The organism is Paramagnetospirillum marisnigri (genome assembly GCF_001650715.1).
In the GTDB taxonomy this organism is placed as follows: Bacteria; Pseudomonadota; Alphaproteobacteria; order Rhodospirillales; family Magnetospirillaceae; genus Phaeospirillum; species Phaeospirillum marisnigri.
This window is the reverse complement of sequence record NZ_LWQT01000044.1, coordinates 1-20857: the sequence shown is the minus strand read 5'-3', so window position 1 is coordinate 20857 and position 20857 is coordinate 1. Positions and strand designations below refer to the sequence as shown.

18 protein-coding genes and 1 tRNA gene are annotated in these 20857 nt (G+C 62.9%); 11 read left to right on the top strand and 8 right to left on the bottom strand.

The genetic code is table 11. From position 1 onward, the window contains the following. Positions 1-9: 9 nt before the first annotated feature. From A6A04_RS05925 to A6A04_RS05915, 3 genes are all read right to left on the bottom strand, one after another. A complete protein-coding gene (locus A6A04_RS05925) occupies positions 10-1290 on the bottom strand; it encodes a DUF3987 domain-containing protein (RefSeq protein ID WP_068490897.1) in 1281 nt (426 codons plus the stop codon). A 253-nt stretch (positions 1291-1543) separates the two neighbouring features. Next, on the bottom strand, positions 1544-2065 hold the full coding sequence (locus tag A6A04_RS05920) for a hypothetical protein (protein WP_068490895.1): 522 nt from the start codon (positions 2063-2065) through the stop codon (positions 1544-1546). A 682-nt stretch (positions 2066-2747) separates the two neighbouring features. Then, a complete protein-coding gene (locus A6A04_RS05915; RefSeq protein WP_068490892.1) occupies positions 2748-3884 on the bottom strand; it encodes a MobA/MobL family protein in 1137 nt (378 codons plus the stop codon). 263 nt (positions 3885-4147) lie between these two features. Here A6A04_RS05915 and A6A04_RS22230 point away from each other — a divergent pair, with 263 nt between their 5' ends. The 4 genes from A6A04_RS22230 to A6A04_RS22220 all read left to right on the top strand — a co-directional run bounded on the left by A6A04_RS22230 (position 4148) and on the right by A6A04_RS22220 (position 6821). Beyond that, positions 4148-4747, top strand: a complete 600-nt coding sequence (locus A6A04_RS22230; protein ID WP_156612491.1) for a hypothetical protein — start codon at positions 4148-4150, stop codon at positions 4745-4747. A 101-nt stretch (positions 4748-4848) separates the two neighbouring features. Further along, positions 4849-5577: a glycine zipper 2TM domain-containing protein gene (locus tag A6A04_RS21540; protein ID WP_082914735.1), complete on the top strand. Its 729-nt coding sequence runs from the start codon at positions 4849-4851 to the stop codon at positions 5575-5577. Further along, complete coding sequence (locus A6A04_RS22225) at positions 5578-6015, top strand: hypothetical protein (RefSeq protein ID WP_156612490.1); 438 nt, start codon at positions 5578-5580, stop codon at positions 6013-6015. Between the two features lie 17 nt (positions 6016-6032). Further along, positions 6033-6821 (top strand): hypothetical protein, encoded by a 789-nt coding sequence (locus A6A04_RS22220; RefSeq protein ID WP_156612489.1) that lies wholly within the window; start codon positions 6033-6035, stop codon positions 6819-6821. Positions 6822-7752: 931 nt separating this feature from the next. Here the strand turns inward: A6A04_RS22220 and A6A04_RS05910 are convergent. Together A6A04_RS05910 and A6A04_RS05905 are read right to left on the bottom strand one after the other, a co-directional pair. Further along, positions 7753-8505, bottom strand: coding sequence for a YkgJ family cysteine cluster protein (locus A6A04_RS05910; protein WP_068490891.1), 753 nt, complete (start codon positions 8503-8505; stop codon positions 7753-7755). A gap of 13 nt (positions 8506-8518) precedes the next feature. Next, a complete protein-coding gene (locus A6A04_RS05905; protein ID WP_068490889.1) occupies positions 8519-9007 on the bottom strand; it encodes a YchJ family protein in 489 nt (162 codons plus the stop codon). A 282-nt stretch (positions 9008-9289) separates the two neighbouring features. Between A6A04_RS05905 and A6A04_RS22665 the strand changes: the two genes are divergently transcribed. After that, positions 9290-10444 carry a sensor histidine kinase gene (locus tag A6A04_RS22665; protein ID WP_082914734.1) on the top strand — a complete coding sequence of 385 codons (1155 nt, stop codon included), beginning with the start codon at positions 9290-9292 and terminating at the stop codon, positions 10442-10444. Positions 10445-10598: 154 nt separating this feature from the next. Here A6A04_RS22665 and A6A04_RS05895 read toward each other — a convergent pair whose 3' ends face one another. Both A6A04_RS05895 and A6A04_RS05890 read right to left on the bottom strand, forming a co-directional pair. After that, positions 10599-11504, bottom strand: coding sequence for a patatin-like phospholipase family protein (locus tag A6A04_RS05895; RefSeq protein ID WP_068490885.1), 906 nt, complete (start codon positions 11502-11504; stop codon positions 10599-10601). Positions 11505-11576: 72 nt separating this feature from the next. After that, the gene (locus A6A04_RS05890) at positions 11577-13373 is read right to left on the bottom strand and encodes a PHA/PHB synthase family protein (RefSeq protein ID WP_068490883.1); all 1797 of its coding nucleotides are present in this window, start codon (positions 13371-13373) and stop codon (positions 11577-11579) included. 216 nt (positions 13374-13589) lie between these two features. On the opposite strand from A6A04_RS05890, the gene A6A04_RS05885 reads away from it, so the two are divergent. The 6 genes from A6A04_RS05885 (at position 13590) to A6A04_RS05860 (ending at position 20097) form a co-directional block, all read left to right on the top strand. Next, the gene (locus tag A6A04_RS05885; RefSeq protein WP_068490881.1) at positions 13590-14642 is read left to right on the top strand and encodes an OmpA family protein; all 1053 of its coding nucleotides are present in this window, start codon (positions 13590-13592) and stop codon (positions 14640-14642) included. 28 nt (positions 14643-14670) lie between these two features. Continuing rightward, on the top strand, positions 14671-15897 hold the full coding sequence (locus A6A04_RS05880; RefSeq protein ID WP_068490879.1) for an LL-diaminopimelate aminotransferase: 1227 nt from the start codon (positions 14671-14673) through the stop codon (positions 15895-15897). After that, positions 15894-17180 carry a homoserine dehydrogenase gene (locus tag A6A04_RS05875; protein ID WP_068490877.1) on the top strand — a complete coding sequence of 429 codons (1287 nt, stop codon included), beginning with the start codon at positions 15894-15896 and terminating at the stop codon, positions 17178-17180. The genes A6A04_RS05880 and A6A04_RS05875 overlap by 4 nt, the downstream gene beginning before the upstream one ends. Before the next feature lie 14 nt (positions 17181-17194). After that, positions 17195-18178, top strand: coding sequence for a class II fructose-bisphosphatase (gene glpX, locus A6A04_RS05870; protein ID WP_068490875.1), 984 nt, complete (start codon positions 17195-17197; stop codon positions 18176-18178). Beyond that, the gene (recJ, locus tag A6A04_RS05865; RefSeq protein ID WP_068490873.1) at positions 18175-19950 is read left to right on the top strand and encodes a single-stranded-DNA-specific exonuclease RecJ; all 1776 of its coding nucleotides are present in this window, start codon (positions 18175-18177) and stop codon (positions 19948-19950) included. Before glpX ends, recJ begins: the two co-directional genes overlap by 4 nt. Before the next feature lie 71 nt (positions 19951-20021). Continuing rightward, positions 20022-20097: transfer RNA gene (locus A6A04_RS05860), tRNA-Glu, on the top strand. A 346-nt stretch (positions 20098-20443) separates the two neighbouring features. On the opposite strand, the gene A6A04_RS05850 is transcribed toward A6A04_RS05860, so the two are convergent. Next, on the bottom strand, positions 20444-20857 hold a 414-nt coding region (locus A6A04_RS05850; protein ID WP_216636081.1), incomplete at its 5' end, for a hypothetical protein.

Below are 20857 nucleotides of genomic sequence, written 5' to 3'. Positions count from 1 at the left end.
TGGGGCGGCTTACGCCGCCACCCTCTGAACGTTGGAAGCGTTGCCGGTCATGACTGGGGTCATGACTTCTAGCACAAAGTTCGCCATGGCCCCGTTGCGAATTCCGCGGACGCCGGAGACCAACTCGCGCTTGGTCGGACGGCGGCCAAGGCGGGCTTGAAGCGTCTCGGCCTTGACGATCAGTGCCTCCAACTCCGTCAGCCGGTAGCCGTCCAGCAGTCGCCGGGCGTCGGCCAAGTGCATGGCGGCGACGCGAACTGCCCAGCCGATGTCCTCGGCATCGACAATCGGATCGGCCTTGCCCAGCAGGACGTGATAGACCAAGGCGTATTTGAACGCCCGCCACATGACCCGGCGAAAAAACGATGAAGGCATTTCCCGATTCTGCTGGAACTGGTGCTGAAATCCATTCGCGAATGCCGCCTCCGCCTCTGGCGAGACGACGTATTCAGGGTGCAGCGGCAGGGCGGCGATGGCTTTCCACGCGATATGAAGCGGTGCTAGGTTGTCCGATTCCTCGACCCGGTAAATCGGAAACATGTCCGGCGTCCGGTTCGGATCGGCCTCGCCAACGATGAAGCCGAAGCGCTGGGAGAAGCCGTCAAGCATCGACTCTGCCGATACGTTGTCGAGGAATGTGTCATGGACGGTGGTGCCAAGGATGACCAAGGCCGGATCATTGATTTCAATGCTCCCCTTGACGGTGCGCCGTGCCAGTGGCTTGCCGTCGTGCAGCTTGAGCAGGTATTCCCTGAGTTCCTCACAATAGGTCTGGGTCTCGATCCGTTTCAAGGTCTGCGCCCACTCATCTTGAAACCATGCCGCGCGGTTGTTTTCGGCAAGGGCCTCCATGAACTTCGCTGCGGATGCCGCTTCCGGGAATAGCCGCAGGGGCATGACCCGCTCAATGACCGAGACCGTCTTGGTCTTGCCCGCCCCGCTTGGGGCAAGCAGCACCGACCACAGGTCAGGCTGAACCCGGCTTCCTGCCACCCTGGCCTCAACGCCCTTGTCCAGCAGATATGCCGCCAAGGAATGGAGCACGACAAACGCCGGGAGTTCGAGGGGGAAATCGGTGGTGCGCGCAAACAGATCGACCACCCTGTCCAGCAATGAACCCGGCGGGATAATGGTGTCGCCGCGCCATGTCCTTGGCGTGGCCGTGGTGGCGAGTATCCCCCGGAGCGCTTCCCGGCGTTCGCCGGTCAGGCCGCCGGCCTCGATCAGCGCGATAAGGTCCAACTGCCTTGGGTCGTCTTTCTCGACCTTGGTCTGCGTCTTCTTCCTCATTTTGGCGTCCCCCATTCGTTGCGGACGGAAGTGCCCGCAGACGTCGACATAGGGCCATGTCAGCAGCCGCCCAGCCCCCGGCGCGAATTATTTTTGAGGGGTGGCGTCAGCGTCGGTAATCTGGGCTTATACCCGCGGAAGTCCTGGGGTTTCTGGTCATTCTGATGCGTCAGCAGAGCGTCAGCAGCCAATAAGAGAGCCGCCGCAGTCTTTCCAGACCGCGGCGGCGGAAGAAGCCGATTATCTACCGGCATCAGGCTTGGAGAAGGCCGCGAACCATGCGGGCGCGGATGCCTCCATGGCGCAGAACCTCGCCCAGACGCATGACCATGACCGGCTCCAAGGTAATAGCCTGTTGAACGAAGGCGGGATCAGCCTCGACCAGCCGCCGGACAGTATCGGGGGCGAGAACGCTGTCGCGCATGGCGGCGGCGAAGACCTTGATGGCGTCCCGGCTGGCGTCATCAGACGGAGCCGCAACCGCGACCTGCTTGGTCCCCTTGGCCGCCTGCCGCTCGCGTTTTCGTCGTTGGCGAAGCGCTTCCGCGCTTGCCTTCGTCCGGAGATACGCCTTTACCGGAACCACCCCGCCTCGGGCGAGGCGGTCATCGTCGAGCGCGTCATCGACCAAGACCGAGGACGGCCCCATGGCCTCAGCCTCCTCTATGGTCTCGGCGATATGCAGGGGCAGGTTCGCGGATGTGTCGTCAGCGGCTCCTGGGGTGCTCATTGTGCCGAGTTCCAGATGCATTTCTGCGGTGACAGTGCTGTTCATAATTGTTCTCCGTTCATTGTCAGGACGGTTGTCCTGACATGGTTTTGCAGTGGGTATTCCATCTGCTTACATAGGAGAAGATGTCGTGAATGCTCATCGCAATGGGTAGATTAAAAATATTGTTTTTCATGTTTTGATTGCTCTTTGAGGCACGTCAAGCCTCCGTCAATGCATGATTGCCAGGGTCATGACTGGGGTCATGACCAGCCGAAAATCAGACGACGATCATTTTGGTGCCCCTCCCCGGCCTTGAAGGTCGCCCTATGTCTTGATGGAAGGCAACCGCTCACGGAGGACACCATGGACCACCACGCACAACCCAATGCATCCGAACCACAGTCCAAACGCAGCCTAACCGCCGCAATGCGCCGTCCCATCCCATGGGACGAAGGGCCGGGCGATGCCGAATTCTGGGCCGACGGCGGGATTACCGACGCCCAAAGATGGGCAAATCGTCCAGAATGGTGGGTAGCGCAGCGCCGAAACGTGGAATACACAGTCGGCAACCGCGTCGCGGCGATGTTGCCCGGTGCTCTCGACAAACTGCGCGACTCAAGCATCCCGATCCAGAACAGAGCGCGGCTGGCGGCATATCTCCACCGCTGGCATTGCAACGGGGCGTTCGGAGAATTGACAGCAGCCGAACTGCAACTGGTTCTGCTGGTAATCCAATCCGCTGGCTTTACCGTGCCCGATGGCGGAGGAGCCGCCGCGCCTCCACGCTCGCGGCAGTCAGTGCGGTAAGGATTGGGTCCAGTCCGTCTGCCTGGTCTTTCTCGGCCTCGATCTTTCCGACACGCGCATCGCTGATTGGCTTGGCGGCTTCAGCCAGCACATGGCCGACGTGTCGGCCGAGACGAGTGCCGGAGGACCGTGCCGGAGGTTTTGGACCGTCCGCTGGGGCCTCAGTTCGCTGCGCCCATTTAGCCAGTTCCAGCGCGTCGCCTTGGGCGAGACCCATTTTGATGGCGTCGCGGGAGTTGGCGAGCAATGCCTTCCATGCGGCCAGCCGAGAGGCTTCGTCATCGGCGAGCCGGACGGCGCGGGCGAGCGCCAAGACGGCGGTGCGGGAGTCGTGTCGCATGGCTCGCCTGTCGTGGGGCACCATGGCCACCGCCCACGACACATCCGGGCGCTTGCGGGCGATAGCGGTCTGTCCGGGGCCACGGTGCCGGGTGGGGCGTCGTGCGATACCCTGCGCCGCCAAAGACCGGGCGTCGATCCGATCCACGACCCCGGCGCGTGCGAGATGGCGGTTGCAGCAGTCTTCCCACGCCTGTCGTATCCGACGCAGTTCCTCGGCTCGGTCGCTACCGCCGAAAGCTCTTATTTTCGGGCCGGTTCCATCGCCGCAGATTACCCGTTCGGTCAGGGCGATGTGGGCATGATGGTTGCGGTGGTCTCCGGCGGCATCAGGAGCATGGAGCGCGTAATCAACGGCGCACCCGTATCTGTCCGCGATCTCCCGTGAGAATTCCTCCACCAGCGTATGGCGCTGGGCGGCGGACAGTTCATGCGGAAGAGCCGCGATGGCCGTGCGACCCGCCACGGCCCGTCGCCGGATGTCGCCTTGTCGCGGCCCGCGCTTGCGAACGCGCTCGCCGTCCAGCACGGCGGCCCATAGGGCATCTCGCCCGCCCACGATCAGGTCGCCGGAAACGCCCGGCGGCCACACGACGCCCTCGGCTATCAAGCCACCGGTCTTGGAGGGCCGGAAAGTTTCGCCATCCAGTCGCATCGGCTGGCGAGTCTGGTAGGCCAATGCCGGGCCGACCTTGCCGACCGGAAGCGGTTTGACGCTGAAAGAGTAGATCGCCACGGCGCACCCCGGATCGACCGCCGGTAGGCGGGAGGCGCACGCAAATGGGCCTGTCCTATTTGCCTAAATGCGCCCTTCAATCTTGAGAGACGTAGTGTCGTTTCCGGTATTTCTGAGATAATTTTCACAATCAACATGAAAAAATTAGCGACCAATGCCTCAAAGGCGGCGCCACCCTACTATCTCGAGAACCCAACTTAACCTACAGGCGAACACTTAAACTTGACTCCAAAATCAGTCATTTTTGGTGTTGAATATTGCCAATGACCTCACACCGAGTCATTCTTCTCGATGAATTTGGTATCTATGCAGGGGTGATGCAAATGAGGTCTCTTATATTGGCCGCTATCGCCGTGGCTTTGCCTGTGGCCGCCTTTGCTCAGCAGAATAATCCGCTGGGGCAAATCCTTGGACAAGCGATTGGAGGTGGAGTCGCTGGCACCCCTTTGTCATTGAAGCCCGCCGGGATAAATTCCATCGGTTCTCTATCGGTAATGTTCTACGTCGAAACCTACCCTAAATTTGGGGGAGGGAGCGAGATGGCGTGTAAAACAAATGCCCAAATTAGAAATGACACCAACTCATTCATTAATATTCGCAGCCTTGCCATCACCCCTATAAATAAGTATGGGCAGCCTCAAGAAGGATGGATTGAAATGGGGGAGATTGGGCCAGGTCAGTCGATAATCAGAACATTAACAACCAATGGCGCTTTTGACTGCGGCGGGATTACTGGGATCCAAATGCATCCTGGTGGCGCGCAGGAATGGCCAAATCACTGCCTTGTCAACAACTCTCCCGCACGGCCCTGCCCGGTAACGATCAACGCCACGGGAAGAAACATCAACGTTCAGTATAGGTAAGCCTAGCGCCGCTTCTTTTGGTGTGCGCCCAAGTGTCTAACCCACCCAGGCGGCGCTGACAATCGCGTTCGTCGAGCATTTCTAATGCTGGAGCTCAATCCATGAAGACTCGTTTCGCCGTTTTGTTGATAGCTCCCCTGGCACTATCTGGCTGCCAAACCATGAACAGCGCGTTCTCCGATAATTGCAAAATCGGCGGGACTGCTTTGGGAGCCCTGGCAGGAGGAATTATCGGATACCAGTTTGGGCATGGCTCTGGCAATATTTTGGCGACTATTGCAGGTGTGGCTGCGGGGTCTCTTATCGGAAATCAAATCGGCGGTCTGCTTGACTGCAATGATAAACAGGCGGTTGCCGCGACTAACCAAGTCGCCGCAGAACAGCCAACCGGAACACAGGTCACCTGGGGCTCGCAGAATGCCCAGCCACAAGCTGCCCCACAGGCCTCCAAGGAAATCATTGTTCCGACGATCTATTCGTCCGGCTCGACGTCCAGCACTTCGAAAACGTCTTCGGCCGGCACAGCCCCCGCGACGAAGCAGCAAAAGAGTGCAGCCAAGGCCCCGTCTCAGGCGCCCTCTCAAACAACGTCCCAGCCTAGCACGACAAACCAAGCCCAATGGAAGGTGGTTGAGCCCGCCGTTCGTTCGGAGGGTAGTTCCGGGATGTGGGGGTGGTCGGAACCGATTTCCAATCCTCAGGTCATGGCTGATGGGCGCACTTGCCGCCAAATTCGTCAGGTTATCGTTGATCCATCTGGGAAACAGAGTGAGCAGGTCTCGCTGGCCTGTAAGGGAGCCGACGCTAAATGGACGGTGGCGTCTGGCTAAATGAAATTATGGCTACAGATCGCCGTGGCTCTTTCCCTGTCCGTCGGAGGGGTGCTTGGAGCCATGGCGATTTTTCATCGCGGACCAGACAATGCTCCGGAGGATAAATTCCGGTTTGTGTCCGGAAATCCAATGCTGACTGATGGCATGGCCCTCCTTGTTCAGAGGACGACCATTCAATTGTCTGGGATAGAGATGAATAGTTCTCCGGATGCGTTGGCGGCGTCAAAAGCCTATTTAGCGCAGGTTGGTGCGGTGAATTGCTACGAGTCTGCCGATGGTTGGAGTTGTTCAGCAATTGAAGGCAGAAACAATCTCGCTGAAGTTCTTGTCCTTTCCGGCTTGGCAAGAACAACGTCATCAGCCTCAAAGCAGCTTATTGAGGCAGAAGAATTTGCGCGAACAAACGGAAAAGGCATTTGGCGCATAGCGCGATAAGCAGTTTGGAGGTGAAAATGTCCGAAGAAGTTAGTCAGCCGCAGAATGCTGCACCGCAGCAGCCTCAGTTTGTAATCATAAAAGAGCCAGCATCTACTGTTGGTGTTGCCGGAATACTTTCTATTGTATTCGGCGGAATAAGTGTATTTATATTTTCCATTGTGACGTCCCCGATAGGATTTATTGCCGGTATTTTTGGCCTGATGAAGCCAGGAACGGGGCGTGTTTTGTCAATCATTGGAATAATACTTTCCATAGTTGGAGCCCTCACATCTCCCGTAATAATGGGTATGGTTGGCGCATTTAATCTTGCTTCAATTGTCGGTTCCGCCGCAAATTCGCAAAAAAATAATGCCCCTAAGATTGAGGCCGAGAGAAAAGCCCCCCCCCCTGTCGGCGTAACGGCTACGCCGGTCCCAAAAGCGCAGCCCCAACCGGCTCTCGTCGAGCCGGAAAGACGGCCAAATTTGCAGCAAAAGCCCATTTCGGGGAGGCCGGTGCTGACACGCGCGGATACGCTGAATTTTGATGGTTCCGTTGTTCGGCTTCTTGGCATCGTTCCCTCAAATGTAGCACAGGCCGACAACGCTTTTAGAGATTACGTGGCGCACGCTGGCGTTATCGATTGCCTGCCCCAAGGCAATGAGGAATGGTCTTGCTTTGCCAAGGAACGCAATGGAGCCGACTTGGCTGAAGTAGCGCTTCTTTCAGGATTTGCCAAAACAAGTCTGCAAGCGCCGCCACGTCTGATTGAAGCGGAGGCAATGGCCAAGAGCCAGAAAAAGGGGATTTGGGGTAGCCCCTAGATCTGATAGCCCTGATTTCCGGTCATGACCCATGACATGACCGGAGAGGTTCGCCGCAGGTCACTGTCGGATTGAGGCACGAAATGGGCCGCACCACCGGCATAAACTGGACCACGGCGACATGGAACCCTTGGCGAGGATGCACAATCTGGTCGCCGGGACGTCATCGGTGCTAGGCAAAAGCACAGGTAGAAGCCCAGGGCCGGGGAGCCATCAAATGGGGCAAGGCGGTCGTCGGCAATCGTATGCGGACTGCCACTTGGGCAGACCCGCCAAAGTGGAACCGGGAAGCGCAGGCGACCGGAGAGCGGATTTTCGTCTTCGCGGCCTCATTGGCCGATATCTTTGATGACCATCCGGACATTCAGACGTCTTGGCGAGATGAGGTCTGGGAACTCATACCAAGTCCCGGTAATCAGCGCCCATGAGCCCGAAAAATAAGACCCGGCCCTAGATTTTCGGGGAGCAGGGGGCACCGCCCTGCGAATGCGCTATCAGGCGGTGTCATTAGCATCGACCATCGGCCCGCGCGACGGGTGTTCTGGCCAGCACAATGACCTCGCGTCCTGCCGAGCAATCCTGCCTATCCACCGGCACCACTTGGGACCATTGGCTCGGGTCATTCAATCCAGTAGAATCGAAGCATTGACGGGACTGTGTAGCAGCCTTGTGTAGCAATGCAGCCCACGCATCGGGACGGCACTGCCGCTTCCTTGTGAGTTTCCGCCGTTTGGGGGAGCGCTGGCTTCGAATCCTGGCGCCCCAGCCAACTTCTCCTCGCAAGGAAATCCGCGCTTTTTGCCACCCCCGATCCGGGCGTGTGTAGCACCCTTTGTCGTTCATGCCCTATTGGGTGATGCTGCGCGACGACGGCCCCAAACGTCCCCTTTCTTCCCGCGCTTTCGAGGCTCCCCCGCGGGGCCAGCCACACTCAGGCAAGCCGCTCGATCTCCCAAGCCCAGTCGTCATAGTTGCGGTGATATTCGGCGAGCTTCGGCTGATCGGCGGTCTTTGCCATGTAGTCGGCCAGCACGGGAAGTTGCCATTCGGCAAGTGCAGCTTTATCCACGCCGTCAAGGTGCCGCAGGAGTGACGCGAAACTGACCACCACATGGCCGCCACCGGGTTTCATCACCGCCTTCGTCAGATTGTCGATCATGCCGGGGACAGACTTCATCAGCCATTCCCCATAGGCCCGCAGGACCGGAACTTGGTCGCGAAGCTCTCCCCATTCTTGGTCGAAGTCCATGCGGCCCACCACAGCCTTGTCCCGATAGACGACAGGGGCCGCCGATGACGTATCGCAATCCCAGCCGGCACGGGGAACAAGAAGCTCGGCTTGGTCTGCCTCTTCCCGGTAGGGAAAGAATGGCATGGTGCGGCAGCGAGACGGCTTGTCGGCATGGATGCCGCACAGATTGTCGGAGGTCAGCGCCGGACAGGGCATGGACGGCGGGATATAGCCGGTGGGGACTATTCGAACGGCAAGTTGCTTCTTGTTCCGCATCCTCACCGTGATGCCGAGCCTTGCGGTGATGTCAAACGCCTTGCTCGCTTGCTTGATCGGCGTCCATACCACCGCCAGGGGAAACCGCTGGGCATGAGCCAACGCATCCTTGATCGTCAGCGGCAGCCAGCCGAAACAGCATTTGCCGCAGGCTGTGCATCGGAAATGACGGTCCATGGGCAGCCTCCGTTCAGGCTCCGCAACACTTCTTGTATTTCAAGCCGGACCCGCACGAACAAGGATCGTTGCGTCCGACCTTGCTGACCTGAAGAGGCGTGCCCTTGGGATTCACCTCTCCATTCGCATACAACCAATGCCCATCCTCATTCCGCCGGAAGGTCGCCAGTTCGTGATGAATTTGCACTTTGCCGCGGATGCGGAAGCGAGCCACGTATTCCACCGTCCCGGCCTTGTCCTCGACACCACCATCGGTGACGGCACGGACCACAAACCCCAGCCCCTCGGCATCCCGCGCGGACTTCTCGACCTCGCGCAGATTGAACTCGCCTTGCTTTTCGGGGGCCAGGGTATCCCTGAGGAAATCGCCGATCTGCCTGGTGGCAAATGCGGTATAACGGGCACGCATCAATGCCTCGGCGGTCAGAGCGTGTGCGCCGGCAAGAATGGGGCCGCAGCACTCGTCAAGAGAGCGGTCGGTTCCGCAAGGGCAGGTGGTCATGGCTGGCGGGGCTCTCAATGGCAGGGCTAAAGGGAAGCCCCACCATAGCGTTAGCGGCAGGGCTGAACAACGATCAAGCACAAGCCCATTCTGGGTTGGGCCTGCGCCCGACACACTCTGGTCCTGGCGTCACGAGCAACGCGGCCGGGCTGACAACCGACAATCCCCTGCACGGGATCAGGTCCGAAAGGTGTATTATAAACTCCACCGAAAAGCCGCTACGGAACATTGGCACCTGCCAGACTGTGGCCGTCGCCACGCTATCGGAGCGGAAGGTGCGTCATGTCCCCCATAAAGCCCACGCCGCTCTGTCCCGTTAGAAATGTGGAATGCGATGTGCTCGTGTCATCCGAAATCCGCTATCGCCGTCTGTTCGAGACCGCGCAGGACGGGATTTTGCTGCTCAATGGCGAGACCGCGCAAATCGAGGACGTCAATCCTTACATGATGGTGATGCTGGGATATTCCCATGCCGACTTCCTCGGCAAAAAGTTATGGGAGATTGGCGCTTTCTCCGACATTGCGTCGAGCCAGGCAAATTTCGACGAAATTCTTAGCAAGGGATACGTTCGATACGAAGACCTTCCGCTGATTACAGCGAAGGGAGAGCGGATTGAAGTCGAGTTCGTCAGCAACTCCTACGACTGCGACGGCATCAAGGTTATCCAGTGTAACATCCGGGATATTTCCGCCCGCAAACAGGCCGAGATGGCGGTGTTGGTCAGAAATCGGGAACTCATGGAATCCAACGTCGAACTTGAACGGTTCGCCTACGTCGCTTCCCATGATCTGCAAACACCGCTGCGGAACATCGTCCATTTCGCTCAACTGCTCGAACGCCGCTACAAAGACAAACTGGACGCGGCCGCGGACGAGTTCATTGGCTTCATCGTCGATGGTGCCAAGCAGATGGGCACACTGATCACCGATATCCTCGAATATTCTCGCATCAGGGGCCATTCGATCCCGATGCAGCCCGTGCGGGCTGCCGATGCCCTCGCCCAGGCCGTTGGCGTCCTTGGACCGGAAATCGAAGCGACCGGGGCGACGATCACCGTCGGCGACCTCCCGAAGGTGATGGCCGAACCGACCCATCTTGCCAGCCTGTTCCAGAACTTGCTGGGCAACAGCCTGAAATATCTCTCACCGGACCGGCCTCTCACCATTTCGGTCTCGGCGGAACGGGCGGGAGCCAATCTCTGGCGGTTCGCCGTGACCGACAACGGCATCGGCATCGAAGCGGCATACCATAACAAGGTCTTCGAGATTTTCCAGCGGCTCAATCCCGCCGCCGAGGCGGAAGGCACCGGCATCGGCCTGACGATGTGCCGACACATCATTCATCGTTTCGGCGGGACGATCTGGGTGGAGTCGAAACCGGGAACCCTTGGCGCGACGTTCTTTTTCACGCTCTTGGACGCCTCGCCCGCAGTCTAGGGTGCGAAAAGACGCATGGCCTTCACGAGCCATTTCAAACCAGAACGCGACCGCCACCGAAGATGGAATGGGCCAGGCTCACCCCCTCTCGTCTCCTATCCCCGTTCCAGCAGCCCCCCGGCGGCAACGCGTCCGGCGGCGTGGAGGCGGGTGATCACTTCCCAAGCCGAGGCTTGGCCGTCACCGCGATCCACCAGGGTGCCGTCGATGGCCAGGCTGGTTCAAGCCCCTTCAGCCGCGCCAGATCGTGGGGCAGCCAGCGGAACGGCTTCAGGTGGCCGCGCATGCGCTCCAGCGCCTCCAGGTCGCGCAGCAGCGGCGTATTGAACAGCAGCCGCTGCATGCGTGCCGCGATGGCCTGGGCGGTGACCGGCACCCGTGGTTCGGCGTCGGGGGTCAGCTTCACCAGCAGCAAAGCGCGGCAAGTGCTGTCCAGCGCCAGGGGCAACAGCGGCGGATTGGCCGAAAAGCCGCCGTCCCAATAGCTTTCGCCGTCGATCTCGACGGTGTGGTGCAGGGATGGCAGGCAGGTGGAGGCCAACACCACCTCGGCGGTGACCTCGTGCTCGCGGAAGATGCGCGCCGTACCGGAGGGCACATGGGTGGCCGACAGGAACAGCCCCAGCGGTGGATCGCGCCGCAGCCGCTCGAAATCCACCAGCCGCATCAGCAGGTCGCGCAGCGGATTGATGTTGAGCGGATTGAACTGATAAGGCGACAGCAGCCGGGTCAGCAGGTCCAGTTGCAGATGGGCGCCCGGCGTCCCAAGCAGTTTCAGGAAGGGCATGTCGGCAACGCCGGTCCACAACTCGCGCAGGCGCTGGCGCGCCCGCTCCTGCCCCCCCTCGGCCAGACCGGCGGCCATCACCACCGCGTTGAGCGCCCCGGCACTGGCGCCGCTGACCATGATCGGGCGAAAGCGCGGCTCTTCCAGCAGCCGGTCCAGCACCCCCCAGGCCCAGGCGCCGAAAATGCCGCCGCCCTGCAGGGCCAGCCCCAGATCGGGACGCAACGGCACCGGCGGCGGCGGCGAGCGGGAAAACCAGCGCAGGACACCCATTCCGGCCTCCTCCCAAGAAAAAAGGCGGCGCCGCAGATGTCGACGCCGCCTTTGACTCTAAGTCCCGTCCGATCAGGTCAGACGGTTCTTCACATAGGAGCCGGGGGCATCCTCGATGGCCTTCAGCTTGCCCGAACCGGGCACCCTGGCGGCGATCTTGGCGCCCGCGAACTTCTCGACCCAGGCCTGCCAGTCGGTCCACCACGAACCGGGAACCTCGGTGGCGCCGGCCAGCCAGGCATCGGGGTTCTTCGGCTTCTTGGTGTTGGTCCAGTAGCAGTACTTGCCCGCCGCCGGGGGATTGACCACGCCCGCGATGTGGCCCGAGGCCGACAGCACGAACTTGATGGGGCCTGAGACGTTCTGGGTCATGGCATAGGTGCTGGTCCACGGCGCGATATGGTCCTCGCGGGTGGACAGCATGTAGATGGGGGTCTTGATGGTCGACAGATCGATCTTCACCCCGTCCAGCTCGATGCCGCCGGGAACGATCAGCTGGTTCTCCTGGTACATCTTGCGGAGATAGAAGCTGTGCATGGCGGCGGGCATGCGGGTCGAGTCCGAGTTCCAGTAGAGCAGGTCGAACGGGAACGGGTCCTTGCCCAGCAGGTAGTTGTTGACCACGAACGACCAGATCAGGTCGTTGGCCCGCATCATGTTGAAGGTGGTGGCCATGTCGCGGCCGTCCAGATAGCCGGTCTCGGCCATCTTTTCCTCCAGCGCCGAAAGCTGTTCCTCGTCGATGAAGACGCCCAGCTCGCCCGGCTCGCGGAAGTCGGTCATGGTGGTGAAGAAGGTGGCCGAGGCGATGCGTTCCTGCTTCTTGGCCGCCAGATAGGCCAGGGTGCAGGCCAGCAGGGTGCCGCCCAGGCAATAACCGATGGCGTCCACCTGCTTTTGCCCGGTGGCCTTCTCGATGGCGTCCAGCGCCGCCAGGGTGCCGTCCTTCAGATACGAATCGAAGCCCTTGTTGGCCAGCGACTCGTCCGGATTGACCCAGGAGATGACGAACACGGTGTGGCCCTGGTCCACCGCCCATTTGATGAACGAGTTCTTGGGACGCAGGTCCAGGATGTAGAACTTGTTGATCCACGGCGGCACGATCAGCAGCGGCTTCTCGAACACCTGCTCGGTGGACGGGGTGTATTGCAGCAACTGGATCAGGTCGTTCTGATAGACCACCTTGCCCGGGGTGACGGCGATGTTGTCGCCCACCTTGAAGGCGTCGTAGTCGGTCATCTTGATGGCCAGGTTGCCCTTGCCGCGCTCAAGATCGTCCAGCAGGTTGTTGAGGCCCTTCAGCAGGTTCTCGCCCCGGGTCTCCACGGTGGCGCGCAGCACTTCCGGGTTGGTGGCGACGAAATTGGTCGGCGCCATGGCGTCGACGAACTGACGGGTATAGAAATCCACCTTCTTGGCGGTGTGGTCGTCGAGACCTTCCACATCCTTCACCACGCCCTGCATCCAGCGGGCCGACAGCAGATAGGACTGCTTGATGAAATCGAAGATCTCGTTTTCTTCCCACATCTCGTCCTTGAAGCGGCGATCGGCCGCGTCGGGCTTGACCACCGGCTCGGGCGTCTCGCCCATCATGCGCCGGGCGGCGTTCTGCCACAGCGTCATGTAGTCCTGCCACAGGTTGAGATTGGCCTCGACCACCTTGGCCGGGTCGCTCATCAGCTTGGCCGTCATTTCCATGAAGGCGTTGCCGATATTGAGCGGATCGGCGGACCCGAACTTGGGGTCCGACGCTTGGCGCGTGAGGAAATCGGCGACGATACGCTGGCTGCGCTCAGCGATGCTGGTCATCGCCTTCGAAAGCTCAGCCGGATCGATCGACTTGGTGTCCGCGCCCGATTGTTCAGCCATAAGTACCCCTCATTACGGTGCATCCAGAGTGCAACCCCGGCGGACGGTTCGCCGCCTTCCGGGTATCGACCAGGGGGAAGAGGCGCACCGCCCTCTCCCGTCTGATCCGTGCCACAGTCCTATATACTTTCGTTCCTTGGCCTGATAAACGTGAACTTGCCGTAAAATCCGGTTTGATCAAAACATATTCTTGCACACGGGGGCTCCGTTTCGTCCATGTTGGATTGCATCGAGGCTTGGCGCCGTCGCCATGAACGCCACGCGATCATCGTCGGCAAGACGGTTGTCGCCGCTGCCCTGATCACCGGGTGCTCCTATGTTCCCGACGCGGTGAACCCGGTGGAGTGGTACAAGGGGGTCGCCGGAGTCTTCAGCGACGACGAGGCCCCCGAGGTCGCCACCCCCAAGCGCGCCGTGGCCGACGCCAGCGCGGAAGCGCGCCGGCAGCCCGCCCGCGGCTTGAATTCCGACGCGTCCGGCCCCCGCTACGCCGACTCGGTCAAGCGCGAGCCCAACCCGACCAAGCAATTGGCCCGCAAGAACCCGCCCGCCGAGACCAAGGTGGCCGAGGCGGCGCCGAGCGGCCGTCTGCAGCCCGCCCGCGACGAGGGCCCCGCCGCCCCGCCCCAGGCCGTGGCCGGTGGACCGCCGCCCCGCGCCGACATTCCCGATCAGGTGCCCACCCGGCGCACCCTGCTGTCCGACCATTACCAGCGCCGCCTGAGTGAATCCCAGGCGGCCACCAACAAGAACGACCCCTTCGCCACGGTGCCGCCGCCGCGCAGCGAGGCCTCGTACAACCAGCCGGTCCACACCTATGCCGTGCCCGCCGTGGCCCCTGCCGCCTACGCCGCCCGGCCCGCCTATGCCGCCGATGTGGATTACGGCACGCCCCAGTTGGTAGCGCCCAAGTCGGTGCGCGGCCCCAAGGGCAGCAGCGTGCCCCGCTCACCCGCCGCCTCGTTCGAGGTCGCGGCCCTGCAGTTCGGTGCCGATGGCGGCCTGACCGCCACCGACCGCGCCGCGCTGCGCGAGGTCGCCCGCCTGCAGAAGCAGACCGGCGGCGTGGTCCGCGTTCTGGGCCAGGCGCCATCGGGGGCCATCTCCTTCGCCGGCGAGGATGATCAGGTGGTGGCGTCGCGGCGCGCCCAGACAGTGGCCAAGGCCCTGACCGGCCTGGGCGTTCCCGCCCGCAAGGTGCTGGTGGCCGCCGACCCGTCCTCGGGCGGCTATGACGACAGCGGCGCCAGGGTTTCCATCGAATACTGACGGACGGCGACTGACGGATTTTAGGGCCATGGACCAGGAGTTCCACCGGATCAAGCGGCTTCCGCCCTATGTTTTCGCGGAAGTGAACGCCATGAAGGCCCGGGCGCGGGCCGCCGGGGAAGACATCATCGACTTCGGCATGGGCAATCCCGACCAGCCGACGCCGGATCATATCGTCGACAAGCTGGTGGAGGCGGCGCGTAACCCGCGCGCCCATCGCTATTCCATGAGCCGGGGCATCCCCGGCCTGAGAAAGGCGCTGTCGGCCTATTACCTTCGCCGCTTCGCCGTCGATATCGACCCGGAAACCGAATGCATCGTCACCCTGGGCTCCAAGGAGGGGCTGGCCAATCTGGCCAATGCCATCACCAGCCCCGGCGACGTGGTGCTGGTGCCCAATCCCAGCTATCCCATCCATCCCTATGGCTTCATCATCGCGGGCGGATCGTGCCGCTATGTGCCGGTGACGCCCGATGCCGAATTCCTGCGCGCCCTTGACCGCGCCGTGCGCCATTCGGTGCCCAAGCCCATCGCCCTGGTGCTGAATTATCCCAGCAATCCCACCGCCTTGCTGGCCGATCTGGATTTCTATGGCCAGGTGGTGGAGTTCTGCCGCCATCACGGCATCTGGATTTTGTCGGATTTGGCCTATTCGGAAATCTATTTCGACGTGACGCCGCCGCCCTCCATCCTCCAGGTTCCGGGAGCCCGGGAGATCGCGGTGGAGTTCACCTCCATGAGCAAGACCTACAACATGCCGGGCTGGCGCATCGGCTTCGCGGCGGGCAACAAGAAGCTCATCGCCGCCCTGGGCCGCATCAAGAGCTATCTCGACTACGGCGCCTTCACCCCCATCCAGGTGGCCGCCGCCGCCGCCCTGAACGGGCCGCAGGACTGCGTCGACGAGATCCGGGCCATGTACAAGGACCGCCGCGACGTGCTGATCGAGGGATTGCAGGCCGCCGGTTGGGACGTCCCCAGCCCGCCCGCCACCATGTTCGCCTGGGCCCCGATCCCCAAGGCCTTCGCCCATCTCGGTTCACTGGAATTCTCCAAGCTGCTGATGCGGGAAGCCCAGGTGGCGGTGGCGCCGGGCATCGGCTTCGGCGAATACGGCGACGGCCATGTCCGCATCGGACTGGTGGAAAACCGCCACCGCACCCGCCAGGCGGTCCGCAACATCAAGACTTTCCTCGGCAACACCGGCAAGGTGTTGGAGGATTCCGAGAAACAGCGCGCGAGTTCCTCTTCATGAGCAAATCCTCCTTGAAAATCGCCATCGCCGGACTGGGTACCGTCGGCGGCGGCACCGTCCAGTTGCTGCATGACCAGGCCCAGTTGCTGGCCGCCCGCGCCGGGCGCCCGCTGACCCTGGTGGGTGCCGCCGCCCTGGAAAAGCCCACTGGCCTGCCGCTGGACGGCGTTCCGTTCTTCACCGACGCAAGGGTGATGGCCCGGGACTGCGACTATGACGTGCTGGTGGAGCTGATCGGCGGCGCGGGCGGCATCGCGCTGGACGTGGTCCGCACCGCCCTGGAGCGCGGCCGGTCGGTGGTCACCGCCAACAAGGCCATGATCGCCCATCACGGCACCGAACTGGCGCAGATCGCCGAGGCCAAGGGCGGCACTATCGGCTTCGAGGCCTCTGTGGGTGGCGGCATCCCCATCATCAAGTCCCTGCGCGAAGGCCTGGCGGCCAACCGGGTGACCAAGGTGATGGGCATCCTCAACGGCACCTGCAACTATATCCTGACCACCATGCGGGAGTCGGGCCGCGACTTCGCCGACGTGCTGGCCGAGGCGCAGAAGCTGGGCTATGCCGAGGCCGATCCCACCTTCGACATCGACGGCATCGACACCGCCCACAAGCTGGCCATCCTGGTCAGCCTGGCCTTCTCGGCCCCCATCGACCTGGATGGGGTATCGTGCGAGGGCATCCGCCACGTCTCGGCGCTGGACATCCGCTATGCCGACGAGTTGGGCTATCGCATCAAGCTGCTGGGCGTCGCCGCCCAGACCGACACCGGAATCGAGGCCCGGGTCTATCCCGCCATGGTGCCGCTGTCCTTCCCTCTGGCCCATGTCAGCGGCCCGTTCAATGCCATCGTCACCGAGGGCGACTTCGTCGGCCGCACCGTGCTGGAAGGCCGCGGCGCCGGGGCGCGTCCCACCGCTTCCGCCGTGGTGGCCGACCTGATGGACCTGGCCTTGGGTCGGACCATTCCCACCTTCGGCGTGCCGGTGGCGGCCCTCAAGGCCCAGCCCGCCGCCGCCTCGGGGGCGCATCGCAGCGCCTATTACATCCGCCTGATGGTCAAGGACCAGCCCGGCGTCTTCGCCGACATCGCCGCCGCGCTGCGCGACGAGCAGGTCTCCATGGAGCAGGTCATCCAGCGTGGCCGGGCGCCAGAGGAAACCGTGCCGGTGGTGATGACGGTGCACGAGACCGTCGAATCCTCCATGCTGCGGGCGGTGGAGCGGCTGAAGGCCCTGGGCTCGGTGGCCGATCTCCAGTTGATCCGTATCGAGAACCTGTAATCACGGGGGGCGCCATGTCCGACCCAAAGGCGGTCACCGACCGCAATCTCGCCCTGGAAGTGGTGCGCGTCACCGAAGCCAGCGCCCTGGCCGCCGCCCGCCATGCCGGGCGCGGCGACGAAAAGGCCGCCGACGAGGCCGCCTGCGGCGCCATGCGTCGGGCGCTCAACCGCCTGTCCATGGACGGCGTCATCGTCAACGGCGAGGGCGACGACGAGGGCCAGCCGCTGCATACCGGCGAGAGGGTGGGCAACGGCTGCGGTCCCAAGGTGGACATCGTGCTGACCGCCCTGGAAGGCCGTTCCATCTGCGCCCGGGGAGCCCATAACGCCCTGTCGGTGGTGGCGCTGACCGAGGAAGGCAGCTTCCTCAAGGTGCCCCAGCATTCCTACATGGAAAAGATCGCGGTCGGCCCCGGCATCCCCGATGGCGTCATCGATCTGGACCTGTCGCCCGAGGACAATCTGGCCCGCATCGCGGAGGCCAAGGGGGGCTCGGTGGCCGATCTGACGGTCAGTATTCTGGACCGCCCCCGCCATTCCGACCTGATCGAGCGCCTTTACGCCACCGGCGCCCGGGTGATGCTGTTCGACGATGGCGACGTGTCGGGCGCCCTGGCGGCGGGGCTGGAGGAAACCGGCGTCGACGTCTATCTGGGCTCGGGCGGTGCCGCCCAGGGCGTGCTGGCCGCCGCCGGGCTGAAATGCCTGGGCGGGCGCATGCAGTGTCGGTTGCTGATCCGCTCGGAAGGCGAGTTCATGGCGGCCCGCAATGCCGGACTCGGCGACCCCAAGCGCAAATGGGACCTGGACGAGATGGTGAAGGGCGAGGTGATGTTCGCCGCCACCGGCATCACCGACGGCCATGTGCTGAAAGGCGCCCGGCTGCTGGCGGGCAACCGCGCCACCAGCCATTCCCTGGTGATGCGCTCGGTCACCGGCACCATCCGCTACATGACCGCCCGGCACGATCTCGACCGCAGCCCGCCGCTGATATGAGCCACGCCCTTGCCCCCTTCCTTGGCGTCGAGCGCTCGCTGTCGGGGCGACGCTGGGTGTCACGGGCGGGGGACGAACGCCAGGCCCTGGCGCTGGCCCAGCGCCTCGGTCTGCCGGAACTGGTGGGCCGGGTCCTGGCGGCGCGGGGAATCGGCCTGGACGAGGCCGAAAGCTTCCTCAACCCGACACTCCGCGACCTGCTGCCCGATCCCAGCCATCTGAAGGACATGGACAAGGCGGTGGCGCGGCTGGTGGCGGCCGTGACTTCGGGCGAGACCATCGGCATCTTCGGCGATTACGACGTGGACGGCGCCACCTCCTCGGCGCTGCTGCGCAATTTCCTCGACGCCCTCGGCGCCCGGGTGCGGGTCTATATCCCCGACCGCATCAAGGAGGGCTATGGCCCCAACGCCCCGGCGCTGCTGCGCCTGAAGGCGGAAGGTGTCGGCGTGGTGGTGACGGTGGATTGCGGCGCCACCGCCTTCGAGCCGCTGCGGGCGGCGGCCGAGGCCGGGCTGGACGTCATCGTGGTCGACCATCATGTGGGCGAGGCGGCACTGCCCCCGGCCCTTGCGGTGGTCAATCCCAACCGACTGGACGAGAACAGCCCCCACGGCCATCTGGCGGCGGTGGGAGTGGCCTTCCTGCTGGCGGTGGGGCTCAACCGCGGCCTCAAACAGGCGGGCTGGTACCAGGACCACCCCGCCCCCGACCTGCTGCGCTGGCTCGATCTGGTGGCGCTGGGCACCGTCTGCGATGTGGTGCCGCTGGTGGGCATCAACCGCGCCCTGGTCACCCAGGGGCTGAAGGTGATGGCGCGCCGCGCCAATGTGGGGCTGGCGGCGCTGAGCGACGTGGCCGGGATCAAGGAAGCGCCCGGCGCCTACCACCTGGGCTATGTGCTCGGTCCCCGAGTCAATGCCGGTGGCCGGGTGGGCGAGGCCGAACTGGGCACCAGCCTGCTCTCCACCGCCGATCCTGCCGAGGCCGCCGAATTCGCCCGGCGGCTGGACGGCTACAACAAGGACCGCCAGGAGATCGAGGCCGCCGTGCTGTTGGACGCCATCGAGCAGGTGGAAGGCCGCCCCGACGACGGACGGCCGTTGTTGCTGGCGGCGGGCGAGGGCTGGCATCCCGGCGTGATCGGCATCGTCGCCGGACGGCTGAAGGAACGCTATGGCCGCGCCGCCTGCGTGGTGGCGATGGACGGCGATACCGGCAAGGGTTCGGGCCGCTCGGTCACCGGGCTCGACCTGGGCGCGGCGGTGATCGCGGCCCGCCAGGCGGGGCTGCTGGTGGCGGGGGGCGGCCATGCCATGGCGGCAGGCTTCACCGTCGCCCGCGAGCGTCTGGCCGAGTTCCACGCCTTCGTCTCCGACCGGCTTCAGGCCCAGTTGGAGGGCGAGCTGGTGCCCTTGCTGGAACTGGACGGCGCCCTGGACGCCGGAGCCGCCACGGTGGACCTGGTGGAAACCCTGGCCCAGGTGGGGCCGTTCGGCTCGGGCAATCCGGAACCCCGCTTCGCCATCGCCGCCGCCCGGGTGGTCAAGGCCGATGTGGTAGGATCGGGCCATGTGCGGGTCATGCTGGCGGGAGCGGGCGGCAAGCGCTTGAAAGCCATCGCCTTCCGCGCCGCCGACAGCGAGCTGGGGCACGCCCTGCTGGCCTCGCGCGGCGAGCCTTTTCACCTGGCCGGAGCGCTTCGGGTCGATACCTGGCAGGGCAATGCCAGCGTGCAACTGGTCATCGATGATGCCGATTTCGCGCGCTGATGCCGAATTCCTTGAAAGCGTCCTTGATTTTCCCGCCCAGGGCGGCTATCAAGTCGCCCTCGCGCCTCGACGTCCCCATCGTCTAGAGGCCTAGGACACCGCCCTTTCACGGCGGCGACGGGGGTTCGAATCCCCCTGGGGACGCCATGCGCTAGAGACTCCAAAAAATCTAGCAATATCAGTATGATGGACGATGTGGAAATGCGACTTCCACATAGGTCTTCCACATAGGCCAGACCCTTCGCGGGTCTCTCTGGGCTTACCTCCCCTTTCTGCCCCATATGAACCACGCGCCCACCCATAGACCGATCCACAGCAACATACCCCAGCCACTCACCTCCCCTTCGCTTCCTCCGTCATAGCGGATATCCACGTCATAGCGGGCCTGGGTGATTAGCTGGGTGTTTGCCGTGGGATGGCTATGGGGGGCTGATAGCATGGCTAAGTTCCGAGGGTGATGGGCCTAGTTATTCTCTACCCATGCGAAAACCCTCTAGCAATCCATACGTCGATCCTGTGCCCGCCTCTCCCTGCGGAGTTCCACCCTCAGGTTCTCAGGAAGCAAGTTCATCGGGTTCCTATCCTTATAGGTCACCCGGTCACCAGGGCGAGCCTTAGTGATCAAGCGGGCCACACTGATGAGAGCTTGTCCACCACCGGGTCTCAAGCTGACACCGATAGAGGGATAGAGCCTCCCCTTCCCGTCACTGTTAGCGAGCCAGTTACACCAGCCATCCGCCGTGATGGCGTCATAGTCGGCTTTGAGAATGACAGCGGTCATGCCACGGGTGAGGTCCACAAGGGCAATCTCCCGCCCGAGGGCGTCATGGTCGAAGGTGGTTTTACGTTTCGGGTTCATGTGTCCTCCATACAAAGAAAAACCCCCGGCCAGGACGGCGCGGGGGCG